The sequence below is a fragment of the Micromonospora sp. NPDC005257 genome, assembly GCF_042872445.1.
In the GTDB taxonomy this organism is placed as follows: Bacteria; Actinomycetota; Actinomycetes; order Mycobacteriales; family Micromonosporaceae; genus Micromonospora.
This window is the reverse complement of record NZ_JBIAKL010000006.1, coordinates 280,298-302,576: the sequence shown is the minus strand read 5'-3', so window position 1 is coordinate 302,576 and position 22,279 is coordinate 280,298. Positions and strand designations below refer to the sequence as shown.

At 73.1% G+C, this 22,279-nt stretch carries 17 protein-coding genes and 1 pseudogene; 7 read left to right on the top strand and 11 right to left on the bottom strand.

Translation table 11 applies throughout. From position 1 onward, the window contains the following. Window positions 1-92 precede the first annotated feature (92 nt). Window positions 93-1,994, top strand: coding sequence for a DNA helicase RecQ (gene recQ, locus ACFYO8_RS15740; protein ID WP_387189565.1), 1,902 nt, complete (start codon window positions 93-95; stop codon window positions 1,992-1,994). Between the two features lie 67 nt (window positions 1,995-2,061). On the opposite strand, the gene ACFYO8_RS15735 is transcribed toward recQ, so the two are convergent. Both ACFYO8_RS15735 and uvrC read right to left on the bottom strand, forming a co-directional pair. Continuing rightward, window positions 2,062-2,709 carry a C39 family peptidase gene (locus ACFYO8_RS15735; RefSeq protein WP_387257286.1) on the bottom strand — a complete coding sequence of 216 codons (648 nt, stop codon included), beginning with the start codon at window positions 2,707-2,709 and terminating at the stop codon, window positions 2,062-2,064. A 674-nt stretch (window positions 2,710-3,383) separates the two neighbouring features. Then, window positions 3,384-5,327: an excinuclease ABC subunit UvrC gene (gene uvrC / locus ACFYO8_RS15730; protein WP_355095584.1), complete on the bottom strand. Its 1,944-nt coding sequence runs from the start codon at window positions 5,325-5,327 to the stop codon at window positions 3,384-3,386. Window positions 5,328-5,803: 476 nt separating this feature from the next. Here uvrC and ACFYO8_RS15725 point away from each other — a divergent pair, with 476 nt between their 5' ends. Next, entirely contained in the window at window positions 5,804-7,084 is a 1,281-nt protein-coding gene (locus ACFYO8_RS15725) for a PPE domain-containing protein (RefSeq protein WP_355095586.1), read from the top strand. Continuing rightward, complete coding sequence (locus tag ACFYO8_RS15720) at window positions 7,081-7,476, top strand: M91 family zinc metallopeptidase (RefSeq protein ID WP_387189561.1); 396 nt, start codon at window positions 7,081-7,083, stop codon at window positions 7,474-7,476. Before ACFYO8_RS15725 ends, ACFYO8_RS15720 begins: the two co-directional genes overlap by 4 nt. 54 nt (window positions 7,477-7,530) lie before the next feature. Here the strand turns inward: ACFYO8_RS15720 and ACFYO8_RS15715 are convergent, their stop codons facing one another. From ACFYO8_RS15715 to rsgA, 3 genes are all read right to left on the bottom strand, one after another. Then, window positions 7,531-8,019 carry a Rieske (2Fe-2S) protein gene (locus tag ACFYO8_RS15715; RefSeq protein WP_354872689.1) on the bottom strand — a complete coding sequence of 163 codons (489 nt, stop codon included), beginning with the start codon at window positions 8,017-8,019 and terminating at the stop codon, window positions 7,531-7,533. A gap of 98 nt (window positions 8,020-8,117) precedes the next feature. Further along, the gene (gene uvrA / locus ACFYO8_RS15710; protein ID WP_354872691.1) at window positions 8,118-11,060 is read right to left on the bottom strand and encodes an excinuclease ABC subunit UvrA; all 2,943 of its coding nucleotides are present in this window, start codon (window positions 11,058-11,060) and stop codon (window positions 8,118-8,120) included. 208 nt (window positions 11,061-11,268) lie between these two features. Further along, complete coding sequence (rsgA, locus tag ACFYO8_RS15705) at window positions 11,269-12,348, bottom strand: ribosome small subunit-dependent GTPase A (protein WP_354872693.1); 1,080 nt, start codon at window positions 12,346-12,348, stop codon at window positions 11,269-11,271. A 237-nt stretch (window positions 12,349-12,585) separates the two neighbouring features. Here rsgA and ACFYO8_RS15700 point away from each other — a divergent pair, with 237 nt between their 5' ends. Both ACFYO8_RS15700 and ACFYO8_RS15695 read left to right on the top strand, forming a co-directional pair. Further along, window positions 12,586-13,302, top strand: a complete 717-nt coding sequence (locus tag ACFYO8_RS15700) for a maleylpyruvate isomerase family mycothiol-dependent enzyme (RefSeq protein ID WP_354872695.1) — start codon at window positions 12,586-12,588, stop codon at window positions 13,300-13,302. A gap of 8 nt (window positions 13,303-13,310) precedes the next feature. Continuing rightward, window positions 13,311-13,964 (top strand): MBL fold metallo-hydrolase, encoded by a 654-nt coding sequence (locus ACFYO8_RS15695; RefSeq protein ID WP_354872698.1) that lies wholly within the window; start codon window positions 13,311-13,313, stop codon window positions 13,962-13,964. Window positions 13,965-14,009: 45 nt separating this feature from the next. Here the strand turns inward: ACFYO8_RS15695 and ACFYO8_RS15690 are convergent, their stop codons facing one another. Together ACFYO8_RS15690 and ACFYO8_RS15685 are read right to left on the bottom strand one after the other, a co-directional pair. Further along, the gene (locus ACFYO8_RS15690) at window positions 14,010-14,618 is read right to left on the bottom strand and encodes a VTT domain-containing protein (RefSeq protein ID WP_354872700.1); all 609 of its coding nucleotides are present in this window, start codon (window positions 14,616-14,618) and stop codon (window positions 14,010-14,012) included. An 89-nt stretch (window positions 14,619-14,707) separates the two neighbouring features. Further along, complete coding sequence (locus ACFYO8_RS15685; RefSeq protein WP_354872703.1) at window positions 14,708-15,382, bottom strand: 50S ribosomal protein L11 methyltransferase; 675 nt, start codon at window positions 15,380-15,382, stop codon at window positions 14,708-14,710. Between the two features lie 178 nt (window positions 15,383-15,560). Between ACFYO8_RS15685 and ACFYO8_RS15680 the strand changes: the two genes are divergently transcribed. After that, the gene (locus ACFYO8_RS15680; protein ID WP_184686822.1) at window positions 15,561-15,764 is read left to right on the top strand and encodes a cold-shock protein; all 204 of its coding nucleotides are present in this window, start codon (window positions 15,561-15,563) and stop codon (window positions 15,762-15,764) included. A gap of 50 nt (window positions 15,765-15,814) precedes the next feature. On the opposite strand, the gene ACFYO8_RS15675 is transcribed toward ACFYO8_RS15680, so the two are convergent. The 4 genes and pseudogenes from ACFYO8_RS15675 to ACFYO8_RS15660 form a co-directional block, all read right to left on the bottom strand. Further along, window positions 15,815-17,089, bottom strand: coding sequence for an MFS transporter (locus tag ACFYO8_RS15675; RefSeq protein WP_354872706.1), 1,275 nt, complete (start codon window positions 17,087-17,089; stop codon window positions 15,815-15,817). Between the two features lie 22 nt (window positions 17,090-17,111). Then, window positions 17,112-17,687 carry a helix-turn-helix domain-containing protein gene (locus tag ACFYO8_RS15670; RefSeq protein ID WP_354872709.1) on the bottom strand — a complete coding sequence of 192 codons (576 nt, stop codon included), beginning with the start codon at window positions 17,685-17,687 and terminating at the stop codon, window positions 17,112-17,114. Window positions 17,688-17,799: 112 nt separating this feature from the next. Next, window positions 17,800-19,442: pseudogene (locus tag ACFYO8_RS15665) on the bottom strand (CocE/NonD family hydrolase). 2 nt (window positions 19,443-19,444) lie between these two features. Then, window positions 19,445-19,960 carry a MarR family transcriptional regulator gene (locus ACFYO8_RS15660; RefSeq protein WP_354872836.1) on the bottom strand — a complete coding sequence of 172 codons (516 nt, stop codon included), beginning with the start codon at window positions 19,958-19,960 and terminating at the stop codon, window positions 19,445-19,447. Between the two features lie 135 nt (window positions 19,961-20,095). Between ACFYO8_RS15660 and ACFYO8_RS15655 the strand changes: the two genes are divergently transcribed. Beyond that, the gene (locus tag ACFYO8_RS15655) at window positions 20,096-22,222 is read left to right on the top strand and encodes an MMPL family transporter (protein WP_355096209.1); all 2,127 of its coding nucleotides are present in this window, start codon (window positions 20,096-20,098) and stop codon (window positions 22,220-22,222) included. Window positions 22,223-22,279 lie beyond the last annotated feature (57 nt).

Below are 22,279 nucleotides of genomic sequence, written 5' to 3'. Positions count from 1 at the left end.
GGGATTCCACGGGGTGACGACCGGAACAGTTCGCCGCCTTCGTGACGGCTCGCCGGAGAGGCGCTGTCGGGGGACGCTCGTAGACTGCGCGGATGGTCTCCCCCACCGACGAGCGGACCACCTCACCACCGACCGGCTCCCCACCGACCGGCTCCCCACCGACCGGTTCCCCACCGGCCGGTGACGCGCTTCAGGTGCTGCGCCGGGTCTTCGGGTACGACGCCTTCCGCGGCTTCCAGCAGGAGGTCGTCGAACACGTGGTGGCCGGCGGCGACGCGCTGGTGCTCATGCCCACCGGTGGCGGCAAGTCGCTGTGCTACCAGATCCCCGCGCTGGTCCGCGACGGCGTGGCCATCGTCGTCTCACCGCTGATCGCGCTCATGCAGGACCAGGTCGACGCGCTCACCGCGGTCGGCGTCCGGGCGGGGTTCCTCAACTCGACCCAGGATCCCGCGCAGCGACGCCGGGTCGAGGCGGCCTACCTCGCCGGTGAGCTGGACCTGCTCTACCTCGCCCCGGAAGGGCTGGCCGTGCGGTCCACGCTCGGCCTGCTGGAACGCGGCCGGATCGCCCTGTTCGCCATCGACGAGGCACACTGCGTCTCGCAGTGGGGGCACGACTTCCGCCCCGACTACCTCAACCTGTCGATGCTGCACGAGCGGTGGCCGGACGTACCGCGGATCGCGCTGACCGCCACCGCGACCCGGGCGACGCGCACCGAGATCGCCACCCGGCTGCGGCTCACCGAGGCCCGGCACTACGTGGCCAGCTTCGACCGGCCCAACATCCAGTACCGCATCGTGCCCAAGCGGGAGCCGCGCCGCCAGTTGCTGAGCCTGCTGCGCGACGAGCACCCGGGCGACGCCGGCATCGTCTACTGCCTGTCCCGGGCCTCGGTGGAGAAGACCGCCGAGTTCCTCGTCGCCAACGGCATCTCCGCGCTGCCCTACCACGCCGGGCTGGACGCCTCGACCCGCGCCGCCAACCAGCAGCGCTTCCTGCGCGAGGACGGCCTGGTCATGGTCGCCACCATCGCCTTCGGCATGGGCATCGACAAGCCCGACGTACGCTTCGTCGCCCACCTCGACCTGCCGAAGTCGGTCGAGGGCTACTACCAGGAGACCGGCCGCGCCGGGCGCGACGGGCTGCCGTCCACGGCCTGGCTGGCGTACGGGCTCCAGGACGTGGTGCAGCAGCGCAAGATGATCGAGACGTCGGAGGGCGACCTCGCGCACCGGCGCAACCTCGCCGCCCACCTGGACGCGATGCTGGCGCTCTGCGAGACGGTCCGCTGCCGCCGCGCCCAGCTGCTCGAATACTTCGGCGAGACCGGGGTGGCCGACTGCGGCAACTGCGACACCTGCCTCGAACCGCCGGAGTCCTGGGACGGCACGGTCGCCGCGCAGAAGCTGCTCTCCACCGTCTACCGGCTCGACCGCGAACGCAACCAGCGGTTCGGCGCCGGGCACAGCATCGACATCCTGCTCGGCAAGCACACCGACAAGATCGACCAGCACGGCCACGACGCGCTGAGCACCTTCGGCATCGGCACCGAGCTGCGCGAGGCCGAGTGGCGCGGCGTGGTGCGGCAACTGCTCGCCGAAGGGCTGCTCGCCGTCGAGGGCGACTACGGCACGCTGGCGCTGACCGAGGCCAGCGCGGACGTGCTCGGCCGCCGCCGTACGGTCACCCTGCGCAAGGAGCCGGAACGTCCGGCGGCCGGCCGGTCCGCCAAGCCGCGGGGCGCGGCCACGGTGGTCGCCGACCTCTCCCCCGCCGCCGCGCCCGTCTTCGACCGGCTCCGCGCCTGGCGCGCGGCCACCGCCAAGGAGCAGGGCGTGCCAGCGTACGTCATCTTCCACGACGCGACCCTGCGGCAGATCGCCGCCGAGCCGCCGGCCTCGCTGGCCGAGCTGTCCCGGGTCAACGGCGTCGGCGAGAACAAGCTCGCCAAGTACGGCGAGGCGATCCTGGCCGTCCTCGCCGAATCCTGAGGCACGCGGAAAGGGCCCGGCCCCTGTGGTGGCCTGTGGTGGGGTCGGGCCCTTCCGGTGGTGGTTCTTAGCTGGTGCTGTAGCCGCGGGTGGCGATCCAGTCGGCGAGGTTGTCGATGCTCATCCGGTAGGTGGCGGTATTGGGGTTGGCGCTGTCGGCGATGGTGACGGTGTTGCCGTTGTCGCGGTAGCCGATGACGCTGATGTAGTGGCCGCCTTCGAAGGAGTGGGTGGTGCCGTCGGTGTCGGTGGCGGTGCCGGCGATGTTGGCGACCACGGCCCGGCCGGCGTCGACGGTCTTGACCACGTCGGCGCGCAGGGTGTCGGTCTGCTTGTCGTCGGCCTTGGGAGTGGCGATCTCGACGGACTTGTAGGCGTCCTTGGCGCCGGTCTCCTTGTTCAGCACCGGGGTGATGTCGTTGATGCTGTCGGTGCCGTTCTCGGTGGTGCCCATTTCGCGGGCCATGGCGTGCACGTCGATGTTCTTGCCCTGTACAGACAGGGCGTTGCGGGCGGCGGCGGGGCCGCAGAAGTAGAAGTTGGGCTGGGCTTCGTAGCGGACGTCGAGTTCCCGCTCGCCGTGGCCCTTGCGGTCGGCCACCACGCTGGTGGTGTTCTGCGCGGGGGCGGCGTGGGCGGCGATCGCGGGCCCGGCGATGCCACCGGCGATGCCGGCGGCGGTGAGAACGGTCTTACGCAGCAGAGTGGTAGCCATGAGGGTTGCCTCCCTGGTGGGGGGATGACGCGGCAGGGGGTGCCGCGAAAGGGGGTGAAAGTCTTGGGGGGTGCCCGTCGGGCGGGCGGTGGCACGCGGGCGGCCCGGCTGAAGGGGCCTGCTCTGCGCGGCTCGGGGGATGTAACGACGACCGGGCCGGGGCGATTCCCTGACCTGCCCGGGTGCCATGCCGGGCCGGGGGCCGGCGCTCGTTGCGGTGCCTGGGGTGTCAGCCATGTACAACGCCCCGCGCCCGCCACCGATTCCACGCTGACGGTGGCACCGACCACAGCCCCGGCCACCCCGCCGAACCGGACACCGCTCACCCCACCACCCACACCGCGCAGACGGATCTGGCAGGCCTCCCCCACTCAGGCGCGCGATCTTGCAGTTGGCGCCCGGACGAATAACGCAAAAAAGGCATCTCGCGGGCCCAAAGTGCAAGATCGCGGGAGCGGGAGCGGGGACCGGCCGGCGCAGCGGCACGGCAGCGCCCAGCCTCCCAGAGCACAGGACAGCCGTTCCGTACTTCGGGATCGTTTCGTCGGTGGAACGCCATGGGTGTCACATGCGGTCGGAGACACCCGTCAGGTTCCACCGAGGGCGGGGGCGGTGGTGACGCGCCGGCGGGGCGGGACGGCGGGCGTGACGGCGGAACCCGGGCGCGGGACGGGTCAGGAAGGGGTCGTGGCGTCGGCGGTGGAGCCGTCGAGGGCGGCCAGGATCGCCTCGGCCGTACGCCTGCCGACCCCGGGCACCTCGGTGATCTCCTCCACCGTGGCGGCGGACAGCCGCTTCAGCGAGCCGAAGTGCCGCAGCAGCGCCTTGCGGCGTACGTCGCCGAGGCCGGGCACGTTGTCCAGCGCGGATTCGGTCATCCGCTTGGAGCGCCGCTGGCGGTGGAACGTGATGGCGAAGCGGTGAGCCTCGTCGCGTACCCGTTGCAGCAGGTAGAGCGCCTCGGAGGTGCGCGGCAGGATCACCGGGAACTCGTCGTCGGGCAGCCACACCTCCTCCAGCCGCTTGGCCAGCCCGCAGAGTGCCACGTCGTCGATGCCCAGTTCGGCGAGCGCCTTCGCGGCGGCGGCGACCTGGGGCGGGCCGCCGTCGACCACGACGAGCTGCGGCGGGTACGCGAACTTGCGCGGCCGCCCGGTGGTCGGGTCGACGCCGGGGCGGTCCGGGTCGGAGGCGGTCTCCTCGCCCAGCTCACCGGTCTCGGCGCGGGCGTCGAGGTAGCGGGCGAAGCGCCGCCGCAGCACCTCGGACATGGCCGACAGGTCGTCGGTCGCGCCGCGCACGATGAACCGCCGGTATTCGCTCTTGCGGGGCAGCCCGTCCTCGAACACCACCATGCTGGCGACCACGTCGGTGCCCTGGATCTGGGACACGTCGAAGCACTCGATGCGAAGGGGCGAGGTGTCCATGGCGAGCGCTTCGGCGATCTGGTCGAGCGCCTGGCTGCGGGTGGTCAGGTCGCCGGCCCGCTTCAGCTTGTGCCGGGCCAGCGCGTCCTTGGCGTTGCGCTCGACGGTCTCCAGCAGCGACCGCTTGTCGCCGCGCTGCGGCACCCGCAGCGACACCCGGCTGCCCCGGCGGGCGGAGAGCCAGTCGGCGAGCGCGTCGGCGTCGCCGGGCAGCTCGGGCACGAGCAGTTCGCGGGGCACGTCGGCCTCGCCCTGCTCACCGCCGTACACCTGGGTGCAGAAGTGGTGCACGAGGTCGCCGGTGCTCAGGTCCTCAGTCTTCTCCACCACCCAGCCGCGCTGGCCGCGCACCCGGCCGCCGCGGACGTGGAAGACCTGCACGGCGGCTTCGAGCGGGTCGTCGGCGAAGGCGACCACGTCGGCGTCGGTGCCGTCGCCGAGCACCACCGTCTGCTTCTCCATGGCCCGGCGCAGCGCCGCGACGTCGTCGCGCAGGCGGGCGGCCCGCTCGAACTCCAACTGCTCGCTGGCGTCGAGCATCTCCTTCTCCAGCCGCCGCACCATCGTGTCGGTGCGGCCGGCCATGAAGTCGCAGAAGCCGTCGACGATCTCCCGGTGCCGCTCGGCGCTGACGCTGCCGACGCACGGCGCCGAGCACTTGCCGATGTAGCCCAGCAGGCAGGGCCGACCGACCTGGCCGGCGCGCTTGAACACCCCGGACGAGCAGGTCCGCGCCGGGAAGACCCGCAGCAGCAGGTCGAGCGTCTCGCGGATCGCCCACGCGTGCGAGTACGGCCCGAAGTAGCGCACGCCCTTGCGCTTCACCCCGCGCATCACCTGCAACCGCGGGTATTCCTCGTCGAGCGTGACGGCGAGATAGGGGTACGACTTGTCGTCGCGGTAGCGGACGTTGAACCGGGGGTCGTACTGCTTGATCCAGGTGTATTCCTGCTGGAGCGCCTCGACCTCGGTGGCGACGGTGATCCAGTCGACCGACTCGGCGGTGAAGACCATCTGCCGGGTGCGCTGGTGCAGACCGACCGGGTCGGCGAAGTAGGAGTTGAGCCGGCTGCGCAGGTTGCGCGCCTTGCCGACGTAGATGACCCGGCCGGTGCCGTCGCGGAAGCGGTAGACCCCTGGCGACTCCGGGATGGTGCCGGTCGCGGGACGGTAGGTCGAGGGGTCAGCCACGCAGCAAGCCTAGCCAGCACCTGTGTCAAAACCCGCGCGCAGGTCCGCCGCCGTCGCGGGGAACCGGCCCCGGCTGCGGGACCGGGGCGCCGGAAACTGACAGATGGCGAAAGGTACGTGTCGATGCCGTGCCGCTGTTGCTAGCTTGCGGTATGGGTGGTTTCGCCGTCGATCCCGAAGACGTCGCCGGTTTCGCGACGCGGGTCCTCACCGCATCGCAGGAGTACGGCGACGCGATGCTGCGGGGCGCAGGAACACTTCCCCGCTGCGTCGGCCGCGTTCGGTGACACACCGGCTGCGGAGCCGACCTACAACGCCTGCCAGGACGCGACGGAAGCCGCGCTGGCGACCGCGGGCGTGCTCCAGGCGGTGCTGGAAGGTGACGCCGACCGGCTCTACCTGGTCGCGTTCACGACCCAACGGACCGACGAGGAGGCCGGCGGCTTCAGGGGGTCCCGGCTCGGCGGTGACCTGACATGACCGCCCCCGGGCTCGCCGTCGAGACGCCGCCCGCCCCGATCGTCTCAGCCGACCTGTGGTCGCTGAACGCCGATCCGGAGCGACTGCTCGCCGCGGCCAAGGCGTGGCGCGTCCTCGCCCAGGCCGCCCGGGACGGCGCGGCGAGCGCCAAGCACGGGGCGAGCGCGTTGTTCACCAACGGGTGGAGCGGCGACGTCGCGGACTCGTACGCCGAACACGGCCGAAAGTTGGTTCGGGACCTCGACGAGTTCGCGACGCAGGCCGAGCTCGGCGCCCGGGCGGTCGACGACGTGGCGGACGCGCTCAGCCGTGCCCAACTGCTGCTCGACCACGAGTGGAAGGCCCTGAGCGGGGTCGTGCCCGCGCGACGGTCCGTCGACCAGGTCACCTTCGCCCCGTCCGACGCCTCCGGCGTCACCGCCGTGAGTTCGGCAGTGGCAGCCGCCGAGGCGATCCGCCGGCCGGCGCTGGACGTGCAGCAGGACTCGGCGGCCGGTCTTCGCAAGGTCAGCGAGGCGCTGGGAGTCATAAACGACGCGTGGTGGCGATACACCGTCGGCACGACACCGTTCACGCTGCCGAACGAGCCGTCCCGACCCGGGGTGATCTTCGTCGGCGGTCGGATGGTCGTCAACGCCGGCAGCGGCGACAACGACATCCGCGTGGTCCGTGACCCGCTCACCGGCGAGCTGCGGGTGGAGCTGCTGGTCGGCTCGTTGGTCGCGTGGAGTGCGCCGGTGCCGGACGGCGTCGAGTTGACGGTCCGCGGCGGCTCCGGTGACGACCGCGTGCAGGTCGGCCCGGGTGCCGGCGGGGTGACAGTGCTCGGCAGCGCCGGGGACGACCGCATCCACACCGGCGAGGGCGCTGACGTCGTGCTCGGCGGCTACGGCGCGGATACCATCGAGTCCGGGGCCGGTGACGGCGCGGGCCAGGATTACCTGTCCACGTACACCGGTGACGACCGGCTCATCGGCGGGCAGGGCGGGGACACCCTCTACGGCGGGTCGGGTTCCGACCGCCTCTCCGGCGGCGACAACCGGGACTATCTCGACGGCGGACGGGGCGACGACAGCCTCGACGGCGGTCGGCACGACGACGTGCTCTCGGGCGGCCGGGGCAGCGACACGATCGCCGGTGGAGCCGGTGACGACACCATCTACACCGGCCAGGGCGCCGACACCGTCTCGGGTGGCACCGCGGGGCGCGACGGCGACCTGGTGTACGGGCAGCGGCAGACCGAGACCGGAACGGCCGGCTCATGCTGGAGGAGATGAACGACGCCCATCCCTGGATCAGGGAGTTCGACGACCAGAGCGCCACGGCGGACGACGGAACGATGGGTTTGCCCGAGATCGAGTACAACCCCGACTTCGACGACTTCCGGCACGCGCCGCCACCGGTCGTGCTCTTCCACGAGATGGCGCACGTCTACGACTACGACAACGACACGTATCTCGATGACCGCTACGAAAACCCCGAAGACCCGGATGTCGGGCGGGACGGCGAAGGGGTGAAGGAAGCGGAACGTCAGGCGAGCGGGCTGCCCGTCGACCGGGACGGCGACGGCCACTTCGAGATCGATCCCGAGCACCCGATCGAGTACACCGAGAACGGCCTGCGGGACGAGATGCGCCTACCCGAGCGGGAGTCCTACGGCCCCGGCTGAGCGGCGGCCGGCAGGCCCGCGTCCCCGCACGACGTGGCGGGGACGCGGACCCGGTCAGGCCAGGCGGATCTGGTCGCCGTCGACCTTGATCTCCTTGGCCGCGAGCGGCTTGGTGGCCGGGCCCCCCTTCACCGAGCCGTCGGTGATCGAGAACCGGCTGTTGTGGCAGGTGCAGTTGATCGTGCCGCCGTCGACGTTCGACACCGGGCAGCGCTGGTGCGTGCAGATCGGGTCGAACGCCTTGAACTGGCCGGCCTCGGGCTGGGTGATCACCACGCCCTGGGTGGCGAAGACCGCGCCCCCGCCGACCGGGATGTCCGAGGTACGGGCCACGGCGTTGCTGCCGGCCCGGTCACCGCCACCGGCGTCACCGGTCGCGGTGGCGCCGGGCGGGCCACCGCTGGTCGGGGCGAGCCCCGGGGACGCGTCGTCGTCGCTGCCGCAGCCCGCGAGCACCACTGCCACGCCCACTGCGCCGGCACCGGCGAGCAGACTGCGGCGGCTCTGGGTGACCGGTCGGGTCAACGCCTGATCATCACTCATCTCCGGCCTTTCTCTCGACTTACTGCGGAACACGCACATGCGTGCGGCACGGTTCATTTTGACGCGTCAATTAACGGCCGCCCGTTGCAGGAGGCCGGTCAGCGCGCCCCGGCGGGCACCTTGCGGGCCCGCGGCTTGGCGCTGCCGTTGGCCTTCGCCGCCCGGGTGGTGGCCGCCTTGGCGCCCTTGGCCTCGCCGTCGAGCTTGAGGATCGGCCGCAGGAACTCCCCGGTGTGGCTCTCCGGCACCTCGGCGACCTCCTCCGGCGTGCCGGTGGCGAGTACGGTGCCGCCCCGGTGGCCGCCCTCGGGGCCCATGTCGATGAGCCAGTCGGCCGTCTTGATCACGTCGAGGTTGTGCTCGATGGTGATGACCGTGTTGCCCTTGTCGACCAGGCCCTCCAGCACCATCAGCAGCTTGCGGATGTCCTCGAAGTGCAGGCCGGTGGTGGGCTCGTCGAGCACGTAGACGGTGCGGCCGGTGGAGCGCTTCTGGAGTTCGGAGGCGAGCTTGACGCGCTGCGCCTCGCCGCCGGACAGCGTCGGCGCGGGCTGGCCGAGGCGGACGTAGCCGAGGCCGACGTCGACGAGCGTCCTGAGGTGCCGGTGGATGGCCGGGATGGCGGAGAAGAACTCGGCCGCCTCCTCGATCGGCATGTCCAGCACCTCGGCGACCGTCTTGCCCTTGTAGTGCACCTCAAGGGTCTCGCGGTTGTAGCGGGCGCCCTTGCACACCTCGCAGGGGACGTAGACGTCCGGCAGGAAGTTCATCTCGATCTTGATGGTGCCGTCACCGGAGCACGCCTCGCAGCGCCCGCCCTTGACGTTGAACGAGAACCGGCCCGGGCCGTACCCCCGGACCTTGGCCTCGGTGGTCTCGGCGAAGAGTTTGCGGACGTGGTCCCAGACCCCGGTGTACGTGGCGGGGTTGGACCGCGGCGTCCGCCCGATCGGTGACTGGTCCACGCCGACGACCTTGTCCACGTGCTCCAGGCCGGTGACCCGGGTGTGCCGGCCGGGCACCAGCCGGGCCCCGTTGATCTGATTGGCCAGCACGGCGTAGAGGATGTCGTTCACCAGCGTCGACTTGCCCGACCCGCTGACCCCGGTGACCGCGATGAGCTGGCCCAGCGGGAAGCTCACGGTGAGGTTGCGCAGGTTGTGCTCGCGCGCGCCGTGCACCACCAGCTCCCGGCCCGGCGTCTGCGGCCGGCGGGTGGCGGGCGTCGGGATGGCCTTGCGGCCGGCCAGGTACGCCCCGGTGACCGACTCGGTGTTGTCCAGCAGCGCCGGTACCGACCCGCTGTGCACGATCTTGCCGCCGTGCTCGCCCGCGCCCGGGCCGATGTCGACGATCCAGTCGGCGACCCGGATGGTGTCCTCGTCGTGCTCGACCACGATCAGCGTGTTGCCCAGGCCGCGCAGCCGCAGCAGCGTCTCGATGAGCCGGTGGTTGTCCCGCTGGTGCAGGCCGATCGACGGCTCGTCGAGCACGTAGAGCACACCGACCAGGCCCGAGCCGATCTGGGTGGCGAGCCGGATGCGCTGCGCCTCACCGCCGGAGAGGGTGCCGGCCGGGCGGTCCAGGGACAGGTAGTCCAGGCCCACGTCGAGCAGGAACTTCAGCCGGGCGTTGATCTCCTTGAGCACCCGCTCGGCGATCATCTTCTGCCGGTCGGTCAGCTCGATGCCGGCCAGCAGGTCGGCCGCCTCGCCGACGGAGAGGTTGCAGACCTCGGCGATGCTCTTGCCGGCCAGGGTGACCGCGAGCACCTCGGGCTTGAGCCGGGTGCCGCCGCAGGCCGCGCAGGGCACGTCCCGCATGTAGCCCTCGTACTTGTCCCGGGACCATTCCGACTCGGTGTCGGTGTGCCGGCGCTCGATCCACTGCACCACGCCCTCGAAGCCGGTGTAGTAGGACCGCTCGCGGCCGTACTTGTTGCGGTAGCGCACGTGCACCTGGTCGTCGGAGCCGTGCAGGATCGTCTTCTGCGCCCGCGACGGCAGCGCCCGCCACGGCGTGTCGATGTCGAAGTGCTCGGCCTCGCCGAGCGCCTCCAGCAGCCGCAGGAAGTATTCGAGGTTGTGCCCGGTGGCCCAGGGCTGGATCGCGCCCTCGCGCAGGGTGCGCTCCGGGTCGGGGATGACCAGCTCCGGGTCCACCTCCTTCTTGGTGCCCAGGCCGGTGCACTCCGGGCAGGCGCCGTACGGGGCGTTGAAGGAGAAGACCCGGGGTTCCAGGTCCTCGATGGCGAGCGGGTGGTCGTTCGGGCAGGCCAGGTGCTCGGAGTAGCGGCGCTCCCGGGCCGGGTCGTCCTCCGGCAGGTCGACGAAGTCGAGCAGCACCAGGCCGCCGGACAGGCCGAGCGCGGCCTCGACCGAGTCGGTCAGCCGCTGCTTGGCGCTCGGCTTGACGCTGAGCCGGTCGATCACCACCTCGATGGTGTGCTTCTCCTGCTTCTTGAGCTTCGGCGGCTCGGTCAGCGGGTGCACCACGCCGTCGACCCGGGCGCGGGCGTAGCCCTTGGCCTGGAGTTCGGCGAAGAGGTCGACGTACTCGCCCTTGCGGCCGCGCACCACCGGCGCGAGCACCATGAACCGGGTGCCCTCGGCCATGGCCAGGACCCGGTCGACGATCTGCTGCGGGCTCTGCTTGGAGATCCGCTCGCCGCAGACCGGGCAGTGCGGCTCGCCGATGCGGGCGAACAGCAGGCGGAGGTAGTCGTAGACCTCGGTGATGGTGCCGACGGTGGAGCGCGGGTTGCGCGAGGTGGACTTCTGGTCGATGGAGACGGCGGGACTGAGGCCCTCGATGAAGTCGACGTCGGGCTTGTCCATCTGGCCGAGGAACTGCCGGGCGTACGACGACAGCGACTCGACGTAGCGGCGCTGCCCCTCGGCGAAGATGGTGTCGAACGCCAGGCTCGACTTGCCCGAACCGGAGAGCCCGGTGAAGACGATCAGGGCGTCCCGGGGCAGGTCGAGACTCACGTCACGCAGGTTGTGCTCGCGCGCGCCACGGATGATCAGTCGGTCGGCCACGGTGCGTGTGCTCCCGGAAGAAGAATATGAGGCGGATCTGTGCACCAGACGCCGGGTCTGGATGGTTTTCACAGGTTGTCGAGGCGCAGAGAAAACGCCTCGGCAACTCTAGCCCCGGCGTATGACAACTTCCGTCGTGCGAACATTCCCCCAGCTCAGGCCAGTCGGGCGCGAACCACGCAGGACCACCCGACCGGCCCGCGCCGGCTCAGAATCCCCCAGGACCGGGCGGGGTGGCCGGACGTCCGGTGCGTCGCCGCCCGGCCCGCCGGCCGCCCCGCCGTTCGGCCGCCGACCGGGCCGCGCGCCGGCCGCTCTCGTACTCGATCTCCCGCTGCAGCCGGCGCCAGCTCTCCCAGCGGCGCACCGGCAGCGCACCGTCGTCCAGCGCGGCCCGCACCGCGCAGCCCGGCTCGGCGTCGTGGGCGCAGTCGCCGTACCGGCAGCCGGCGGCCAGCTCGGTGATGTCGGCGAACGCCCGGTCCAGGCCGGCCGCGCCGTCGAGCAGGCCGACCGCCCGTACGCCGGGGGTGTCCAGCACCGCTCCCCCACCCGGCAGCGGCACCAGCGACCGCCAGGTGGTGGTGTGCCGGCCCTTGCCGTCGACCCGGCGGATCGCCTGGGTGCGCATCACGTCAGCCCCGGCCAGCGCGTTGACCAGGCTCGACTTGCCGGCCCCGGACGGGCCGAGCAGGCCGAGCGTGCGCCCCGGGCCGACGTGCCGGCGCAGCGGCGCCAGGCCGGTGCCCCGCTCGGCGCTGACCGGCAGCACCGGCACCCCCGGCGCGAGGTCGGCCAGTTGCCGGGCCACCGCCGCCGGGTCGGCGGCCAGGTCGGCCTTGGTGAGCACGACCAGCGGCTCCGCCCCGGATTCGTGCACCAGGGACAGCAGCCGTTCGATCCGCGCGGCGTCCGGCTCCGGGTGCACCGGCTCGACCACCGCGGCGGCGTCGAGGTTGGCGGCCAGCACCTGGCCACTGGCGTCCTTGCCGGCGGTACGCCGCACCAGCGCGGTACGCCGGGGCAGCACCGCCTCCACGGTGACCGGGCCGTCCGGCCAGGCGCACAGCAGCACCCAGTCACCCGCGCAGGGCAGCGCGGTCAGGTCGCGGGCGGCGGCGGACAGCACGCCGCCGCCGAGGCTGGCCCGCACCGGCCCCTGCGGGCACAGCACGGTGCAGACGCCCCGGTCCACCCGGGCGACACGCCCGGGTGTACGGCCGGAGCGACGGTCGAGATGGGCCGCCCAGCCGGTATCCCAGCCGAGGGCGGTCAGATCGAGAGTCATGGTGTCCTCATCGGTGTCGAGGGGAGATACGGCGGAACACACGCGTTGCGACCGGCATGCGCACCACCTCCCCTCCGACTCCCGGTGCCGCGTTCGGGACGACGTGGAGCCCGGCGCGTCCGGCCCCGCTCCCCGTGTCGTCGGCCCCGACGGTAGGGGCCACGCCGACGCGCCGAAAGCGATTTCCCCGGCGGCACGGCCCGGTCCGGCCCGCTAGGGTCGGACCGTGAGAAACCGATGACCGCCGACCCCCTGCTGCTGACCGGCGCGCTGGCCGAGGCGAACGACCGGCTGCTGCGTACCGTGTCCGGCCTGACCGCCGCGGACGTCGCGGCGCCGTCCCTGCTGCCGGGCTGGTCCCGCGCGCACGTGCTCACCCACCTGGCCCGCAACGCCGACGGGTTCGTCAACCTGCTCACCTCCGCGCGCACCGGCGAGGAGATCCCGATGTACGCCTCGGCGCAGAGCCGCGCCGACGACATCGACGCCGGTGCCGGCCGTGGCCCGGCCGACCTGCTGGACGACGTACGCCGCAGCGGCCAACGCCTCGACGCGGCGGTCGCGGCGATGCCCGTCGACGCCTGGGGCACCACGGTGCAGACCCGGCGTGGCCCGTGGCCGGCGGCGATGCTGGTCTGGGGCCGGCTGCGCGAGGTCGAGGTGCACCACGTCGACCTGGCCGCCGGTTACCGGCCCGTGGACTGGCCGGAGGCGTTCGCCCAGCGGCTGCTGCACGAGGTGGTGACCGGGCTGGCCGGCGACCCGGCCGCGCCGTCCATGGTGCTGCGTTTCGACGGCGCCGCGTCCGAACTCGTCGTGGGCGACCCGGAGGGGGCGCCCACGGTCACCGGCCCCGCGCCGGAACTCGCCGCCTGGCTGACCGGCCGGGGCGCGGGCGAGATGCTCACCGTCGAACCCGACGGCCCCCTGCCGAACCCACCGGAATGGATCTGAACATCGTCATGACCTACACCGGAGACGTCACGCCCGGCGGCCCGCCGGCCGTACGCGAGCTCGACCGGCTCACCGTCACCAAGCTGTCGGTGGGCCCGATGGACAACAACGCCTATCTGCTGCGCTGCAAGGCCACCGGCGAGCAGGTGCTGATCGACGCCGCGAACGAGGCGCCGCGCCTGCTGGAGCTGGTCGGCGACGGCGGGCTGGCCGCCGTGGTGACCACCCACCAGCACATGGACCACTGGGTCGCGCTGGAGGAGGTGGTGGCCAAGACCGGTGCGCGCGCGCTGGTGCACGCCGACGACGCCGAGGGCCTGCCCATCGAGGCCGAGCGGCTCGCCGACGGCGACACGGTGCCGGTCGGTGACTGCGCGCTGGAGGTCATCCACGTGCGCGGGCACACGCCGGGTTCGATCGCGCTGCTCTACCGCGACCCGGCCGGCACCCCGCATCTCTTCACCGGGGACTCCCTCTTCCCGGGTGGCGTGGGAAACACCGACCAGGACCCGGAGCGCTTCGGCCGGCTCATCGACGACGTCGAGACCAAGCTGTTCGACCGGCTGCCGGACGACACCTGGTTCTACCCGGGCCACGGCACGGACAGCACCATCGGCGCCGAGCGGCCCGCGCTGCCGCAGTGGCGCGCCCGCGGCTGGTGAGCACGCCCGGCCCGGCCTCCCCCGTGGCGGCCGGGCCGGGCGCGATCAGCCGGTGACCGCCCGCAGCCGCCGCCGGGTGACGAGCAGCACCGGACCGGCCAGCAGCAGCCCGACCGCCATGGTCAGCACCGTCGGGTTGAGCGCCGTAGGCAGCAGGCCGGTCAGCGCCCGCGCGGCCAGCCCCAGCGCCACGTAGAGCCCGGCCCACGCGGTCGCCCCGGCCGCCGCGCACGCCAGGAACCGCCGGTACGACATCCGCAGCCCGCCGGCCGCCAGCGGCAGCAGCGCGTTGAAAACCGGCAGGAACGGGGCCACCAGCACGATCCGTCCGCCACCGCGGTGCAGCAGCGTCTCGGCGGCTGCCCAGCGGGACTCGCCGATCCAGCCGCCCACCCGGCTGTCCCGCAGCCACCCGCCCCAGCGCCGGCCGGCGAAGAAGCTCAGCGACCACCCGGCCACGCAGCCGGCGACCACCGCCGCGACGGTGAGCGCCCCGCCGGCCGGGCGGCCCGCGCCGACCGCCGCGAGGACCGCCGCGTCGCCGGGCACCAGCACCCCGATGAGGGGTACGGCGTCAGCGAGCATGACCACGCCGAGCAGCCCCATCAGCAGGGTGGTGGGCAGCTCACCGGCGGCGGCCACGAGTTCGTTCATGAGCAGCACGCTATGTCCCGGTGGCGCACCGGCACATCGGGCACGTACCCCCAGTGGTCCCCGACACCCGACCCGGAGTTTCCTGGGGGTCAGCGGGGGCGCAGCACCTGCACCCGGCGTACCGGGGAGTCGACGGCGGGTTCGGTGGTCGGCACCGGATAGCTGGCCACCACTTCCAGCCCGTCCGGCGGCAGGTGGCCCCGGTCCGGGTCGCCGACCAGCACCTGCACCCCGTGCGCGGCGCAACGCCGCAGGTAGGGCAGGACCCGGGCGGCCAGGCCCGCGTCGTAGAGCGCGTCGCCGGCCACCAGCAGGTCGGCGGTAGCCACCCCGTCGAGCAGGTCGGCGCCGTCGACGCTCACCCGGACCCGGTTGGCGCGGGCGTTCACCGTGACGGCGGCCACCGCGTGCGGGTCGATGTCGTTGGCGACCACCTCGTCGGCCCCGGCGAGCGCGGCGGCGATGGCTACCAGCCCCGATCCGGCGCCCAGGTCGAGCACGCGCCGCCCGGCGGCCAGCTCGGGATGGTCCAGCAGGTGCCGGGCGAGCGCCTGGCCACCGGCCCAGACCGACGCCCAGTACGGCGGCGGCAGCGACCGCCCGGCGGCGGCCTCCATCCGGGCCCACCACAGGATGGCGTCCTCGGCCAGGTGCAGGCGCACCTCGGGCACGAATGGCGTGCCGACCAGACGCAGGCGGTCCGGGCCCACGCCGGGCGCCGCGATCTCCTGTTCCAGGTCGGCCAGAGCCGTCTGCGTGCTCATCGGGGCAAGCATGCCGCGCCCCGCCCGACGACGGGGTCTTTTTCCCGCCGCACACGTATTCCCGGGCGCGCCGCGCGCTTCCGGCAGCGGATTGCCGCCCGGGAGGTTACTGTCGGGGTGGTACAGGGCGATCACCGGCCGCGGCAGGTGCTCGCCCGCATTGAACAGGGAGAGACGCATGGCAACCGGCACTGTCAAGTGGTTCAACTCGGAAAAGGGCTTCGGCTTCATCGAGCAGGACGGCGGAGGCCCGGACGTGTTCGTCCACTACTCGGCCATTCAGAGCAATGGCTACCGCGAGCTGAACGAGGGCCAGAAGGTCGAGTTCGAGGTGACCCAGGGCCAGAAGGGCCCGCAGGCGGACAACGTCCGTCCCATGTAGTGACGTGCCGGTGACGGCGGTCGCAACCCGACCGCCGTCGCAGCGCACCATCAGGACGGCGCGACCGGCAGGTCGCGCCGCTTCCGTAGCGGCCCGGCCAGCAGGATCAGCGGGGTCAGCGCCAACCAGGCGGTCATCGCCCGGATCGCGCCGCCCGGCCCCCAGGCCGCGCCCAGCGCCCCGGCGAGCAGCGCGGCCAGCGGAATCGTGCCGTAGTTGAGCAGATGCATGCTGACCGTGACCCGGCCGAGCAGCCGGTGCGGCGTGTACGTCTGCCGGAAGCTGCCCTTGACCACGTTGCCGATCGCGACGCCCAGACTCACCAGCACGCCGCCGAGCACCAGCCACGCCGTGCGCGCGCCGGGCCCGGCCAGCGGGATGAGCAGCGCGGGCGGGCCGGTGAGGGCACCGGCGAGCAGCACGGTGCGGGCGCTGCCGAACCGGCGGGCCAGGCGCGCGGCGAGCGTCGCGCCGATCACGCCGCCGAGGCTGGCGAGCCCGATCAGGAGGCCGACCAGGCCCGCCGAGAGGTCGGCCGAGCGGACCAGGAACACCACGAGCACCGCCTGGTAGCCGGTGAGCCCGATGTTGCTCGCCGCCCCGAACACCGTCAGCACCCGCAGGTACGGGTCGCGGGCGACGAATCGCAGCCCGGTGGCGACCTCGCGGCGCAGCGACGTCGTCCCGGCGGGACGGTGCGGCCGGGGTTCGACGGCGCGGATGCGACGCAGGCACAGCGCGGACAGCAGGAAGCTGAACGCGTCCAGTGCCACAGCGGTCACCGCGCCGACGAGCTGGGCGACCAGTCCGGCGAGGCCGGGCCCGACGAGGTAGCTCGCCGTCTGCGTGGCGTGCAGCCGGGCGTTGGCGCCGGGCACCTGCTCGGGACGCAGCAGCGTGGGCAGGTAGACCTGGTCGGCGGTTTCGAAGAAGACCCGGGCCAGGCCGGCACCGAGCGCCACGGTCAGCAGGTGCCCGACGGTGAGCAGTCCGGCCAGGGCGGCCACCGGCACGCTGGCGAACAGCGCGGCGGCGACGATGTCGGCGGCGATCATCACCGGGCGGCGGCGGACCCGGTCGACCCACGCCCCGACCGGCAGGCCGGCCAGCAGCCAGGGCAGCCAGGCCGCGGCGGTGAGCACCGCCACCTGGAACGTGCTCGCGTCGAGCACCGCGACCGCGACCAGCGGCAGCGCCACTGTGGTCATGTTGCTGCCCACGGCGCTGACCGTGTGGCCGGTCCAGAGCAGCCGGAAGTCGTGGTGCCGGAACAGCCGGCCCGGTGGAGCGTCAACCGGCCCGGACGTGCGCGCGGGGGCGGTCACGACCGCCGCCCCGGTACGGCGTTCACGGCCGGCCCGGGACGCCGTGGGCGAACACGAAGACCGGCTCGCGGCGCTGTCCGTCGTCCGGGGCGGGCCGGTCTGCCCAGCGGGTGAGCAGGGCGATCACCTCACGGCCGAGCGTGTCCAGCTCCTCCGGGGTCAGGTGCAGCCAGTGGTCGGTGCTGAACGGGGCGTCGTTCCAGGCGGCGTGCGTCTCGTCCGACGCGGCGTGCCAGGCCCGCACCAGTTCGGTGTGCCGCTCCAGGTTGAGCGAGCCGGCGGCCTCGACGACGACCCGGGTGGACGGGTCGTCACCGAAGTCGGACTCGGACCAGCGCACGCCCCGGTTGCGGGGCTTCCACCAGCGTTCCCGGCGGTCCCGGGCCAGCTCGGGCGCCTCGACCAGCAGGTCGGCGGCGGCGAGCACCTTGAGGTGGTGGCTCACGTTCGCCGGTGCCTGATCGGTGCGCACGGCGAGCATGCCGACGGTGCACGGGCCGTACACCTTGAGCACGTCCATGAGCCGGCGGCGCAGCGGATGGGCGAGCGCGGCGAGCACCCGCGAGTCGGTGATATGCCGGACGGTTCCCTCTGCCATGGCGCCACTCTCGCATCCGCAAGAACTGTTGCGCAATTACTATTGCGCAATAGTTGCCACGCCTGTCGCGCACCTGGACGGCTCGGTCGGCGTCCGGCGGGCTCGGCCCGGCTCAGGTGGACAGCGCGGGCACCAGCGGCAGCACCAGCGCCGAGGGGTGCTCGCCGTCGTGCAGCACCTCCCGCCAGCCGGCGCGGAGGGTCACGGCGGTGCCGAGCGGCTCACCGGTGCCGGGGTTGCGCGCGTAACGGGGGTGGGCGCCGCCGGAGACCTGTACCCGCAGCCGGTGCCCCGGCGCGAAGCGGTACGCGGTCGGCCAGAGCGGGACCGGCACGGTGACCAATCCGGACGGGTCGCGCGGGAACCGGCCCGGCTCGACGCGTACCAGGCCGTCACAGACGTTCCAGGAGCGCCCGCGCCGGTCCACGTCACACAGGCGCACGAACACGTCCAGGTACGACAGTTCGCTCCGCAGGTGGATCTCGGCGCGTACCGGCCCGGCCACCTCGACCGGCTCCCGCAACGGCTCACTGGTGTAGGTGAGCACGTCCGGGCGGGCCTCCACCGGCCGGTTGTCCACCGGGCCGGCCCGCTGAGCCACCAGCAGCGGCCCGCCCAGCGACGGGGTCGGGTCGGCCGGGTCGTACCGGATGCGGTCCGGCGTGCCGCGCTCCTGCGGCTGCGGGGCGAGCGCGCCACCGGACCGCAGATACCACCGGACCGGCGTGGCGGGCGGCGGCCAGTCCGGCAGGTCGCGCCAGCCGCCGCCGACGCCGCCGACGTGCACCCGCACCGGCGCCCGCGGTGGCGCGGGCCGCCCGGCCAGGTGCGTGTCGAGCCAGTCCACCCCCTCCCGCAGCGACGCCAGGAGCAGCCCGGGACTGCCGTGCGTCCACGGCCCGACGACCAGGCGGACGCGTGCCCCGGCGGCCCGCAGGCGGGCGTAGTCGTCGAGCTGGGCGGGCAGGAAGATGTCCTGCCAGCCGCTGACCATGGCGACCGGCGCGCGGACCTCGGTGATCCGGTCGCCGAAGACCCGGGTACGCCAGTAGTCGGCGTCGGGGGTGTGGTGGCGCAGCCACTCCTGGAAGAAGGGCACGGTCACGCCGGTGGCGATCCCGTCGGCCTCGACCAGCGGCAGGTGCGTCAGGGCGCGGGCGAGCCGGGGCTGGCCGCGTTTGAGTTCCCACTGCCGGGCCAGCCAGGGCACCGTCTGCGCCTCGATCAGCTCGACCCAGGTGAGCACCGTGTCCAGGGCGAACGACTCGCCCGCGTACGTCGAGTCGCGGGTGGCCGACGCGGTCACCACGGCGACCATCGCGCGCAGTTCCTCGCCCGCCTCGGCGGCGACCGCCCACTGCACGAAACCCTGGTAGCTGGCGCCGAACATGCCGAACGCGCCGGTCCACCAGGGCTGGCGGCGCAGCCAGTCGAGCGTGTCCAGGCCGTCGTCGCGCTCGTGCACGAACGGCGCGAACTCGCCGCCGGAGCCGAACGTGCCGCGGCACGACTGGATCACCACGTGGAAGCCCCGCTCGGCGATCAGGCGGCCCAGCAGCCGGATCGGCCCGCCCCGCCCGTACGGGGTGCGGATCAGCACGCACGGCGCGGCGGGCAGGCGGGCGCGTAGTGGTCAGTGCGCAGCGTCACCCCGTCGCGTACCCGCACCGGAATGTCCCGGCGGACGGCGACCCGCCCGGTGCGGGCGGCGGGCAGGCGCAGCGCCGCGGCGGCGGCCCGGGTGAGCAGCCGCACGGTCAGGCGCCCCCGGACCCGGTGCCAGGGCGGGGCGCGGCGCGGATCTCGTCCCGGTGGGTGCGCATGGAGTGCACCATCTCGGCCATGAACCGCTGCACCACGGCCAGCTCGTCGTCGCTGAACCGGTCCATCACCTCGTCGGTACGGCGTCCGAGCGGCCCGAAGAAGCTCTGCGCCAGCGTGGCGCCGCGGTCGGCGTAGTGCAGCAGGATCTTGCGCCGGTCGGCGGTGTCCCGGTCGCGCCGGATGTGGCCGCCCCGCTCCAGCCGGTCGACGAGCGCGGTGACCGAGCCGGAGGAGAGATTGAGCGCCTCGCCGAGCCGGCCCGGGGTGATCGGATCGCCCACCAGCTCGGCCTCCATGACCGCGATCAGGGCGTACAGGTCGGTGGCGTTGAGCCCGTGCAGCCCGGCGAACGCGTGCCCGATGTGCTGGGCGTCGACCGAGTAACGGCGCAGGTCGTTGGTGATCTCGGCGACCATCCGACCGCGCGGGTCGTCGCGTCGCCGGTACATCCTGTGCGCCGCCACGGCTTGCCGCCCCCTTGTCCGAACCGGTCCGGTTGCAGCATAGAACCACCCCGGATAATCTCGCTCATCAAGATACTTGTTCAGAGAGAATACTCCGCGACCAACATGTGAGGGCATCCGATGTCACTGTTCTCCCGCGTCGTCCGGGGCCAGCTCGCCGCCTGGCTCACTCTGGCCGTCGCGCTCGTCGTCGGCGTGGTCGCCTTCGGGCTGCCGAAGCCGGACAACCCCGATCCGGTCTCCGACACCGGCCTGTCCGTGGAATGGCAGTCGACGCAGGTCGAACGGCTCCAGGACCAGTTGCCCTCCAAGGACGCCCAGACCGCCCTGGTGGTGGTCAGCCGCGCCGACCAGGCACCGCTCAGCGGCACGGACCGCGGCACGCTCGACGGCATCGCCGGCGAGCTGAGCTCACTCGCGGCCGGCGGGCGGGTCTCCCCCGCCCAGGTCTCCCCGGACGGCACTGTGGCGCTGGTCGCGGTGCCGCTGTCCACCGAGGGCGGCCCGTCGGCGGTGGTCGACGAGGTGGAGAAGCTCCGCGAGGCGGTCGGTGACCTGCCCGGCGAGCTGAAAGTCGAGGTCACCGGCGGTCCGGCGTTCACCGCCGACCTGGGCAAGGTGTTCGAGGGCGCGGACACCACGCTGCTGCTGATCACCGCCGCCGTGGTGGCGGTGCTGCTGCTGATCACCTACCGCAGCCCGTTCCTGTGGCTGGTGCCGCTGCTGGTGGTGGGCGCCACCGAGCAGATCACGCTGCGCGTGGTGGAGTCCCTCGTCCCCGCGTTCGGCATCTACCTGCCCAGCGGGCAGGTGACGGGCATCGCCAGCGTGCTGGTGTTCGGCGCCGCCACCAACTACGCGTTGCTGCTCATCGCCCGCTACCGGGAGGAGCTACGCCGCGAGGAGGACCGGTTCGCCGCCATGCGCGCCGCGCTGCGCCGTACCGCCGAGCCGATCCTGGCCAGCGGCAGCACGGTCGTCCTCGGCGTGCTGACGCTGCTGCTGTCCGAGCAGGAGACCAACCGGGCGCTCGCCCTGGCCTGCGCCACCGGTGTGATCTTCGCCATGCTCTCCGCGCTGTTCGTGCTCCCCGCCGCGCTGCTGCTGTTCGGCCGGGGCCTGTTCTGGCCGTTCATCCCCCGCGTCGGCAGCGCCGCCCGCGAGGGCCGGATCTGGGGCCGCCTCGGCGAGCTGGTGGTCCGCCGCCCGCTGCCGGTCGCCGCGCTCGCCGTCCTGCTGCTCGCCGGCCTCGCGCTCGGCGGCCTGGGCATCCGCACCGGGCTGTCCGAGACCGAGCAGTTCAGCGAGAAGCCCGAGGCGGTCGCCGGCGCGGAGACGCTCGCCCGGGCCTTCCCGGCCGGCAGCACCCAGCCGGTCGCGGTCATCACCAACCCGCGGGCCGCCCAGGCCGTCCTCGCCGCCGCCTCCGACGTCGACGGGGTCGCCTCGGCCCGCCCCGGCACCGCCGGGGACCGGGTTACCCAGATCGACGTGGTGCTCACCGCCGAGCCGGGCAGCGCCGCCTCCGACCGGGCCGTGGTGGCGCTGCGCGACGCCGTGGCCGCCGTACCGGACTCGGCGCCGCCCGCCGTGGACGGCGCGGACGCTCCCGACGGCGCCCTGGTCGGTGGTCCGGTGGCCGCGACATACGACTCGAACGAGGCGAACACCAAGGACCTCCAGCTGATCCTGCCGCTCATCCTGCTGCTGGTCGGTGCGGTGCTGGTGCTGCTGCTGCGCGGGATCCTGGCGCCGCTGCTGCTGGTGCTGACGGTCATCGGGTCGTTCTTCGCCAGCCTCGGCGCGGCCTGGCTGCTCTTCGACCACGTGCTGGACTTCCCGGCACTGGACAGCGGGGTGCTGCTGCTCGCGTTCGTGTTCCTGGTGGCGCTCGGCGTCGACTACAACATCTTCCTGGTCACCCGGGCCCGGGAGGACGCGCGCCGCAACGGCACCCGCGACGGCATGCTGTCGGCGCTTCGGGTCACCGGCGGCGTCATCACCAGCGCCGGCATCCTGCTGGCGGCGGTGTTCGCGGTGCTCGGCGTGCTGCCGCTGATCACGCTCACCCAGATCGGCATCATCGTCTGCATCGGCGTGCTGCTGGACACGCTGCTGGTCCGTACCGTGCTGGTGCCGGCGCTGGCGTTCCTGCTCGGCGACCGGTTCTGGTGGCCCGGGCGGATCGCCCGGGACGCCGACGCGCCCGGCCTGGCGCCGGCCGAGTCGGCTCCCGCACGGGACTGAGCCGAACAGACGAGGGCGGGGCCGGCGCGTGCGCGCCGGCCCCGCCCTCGTCGGTCC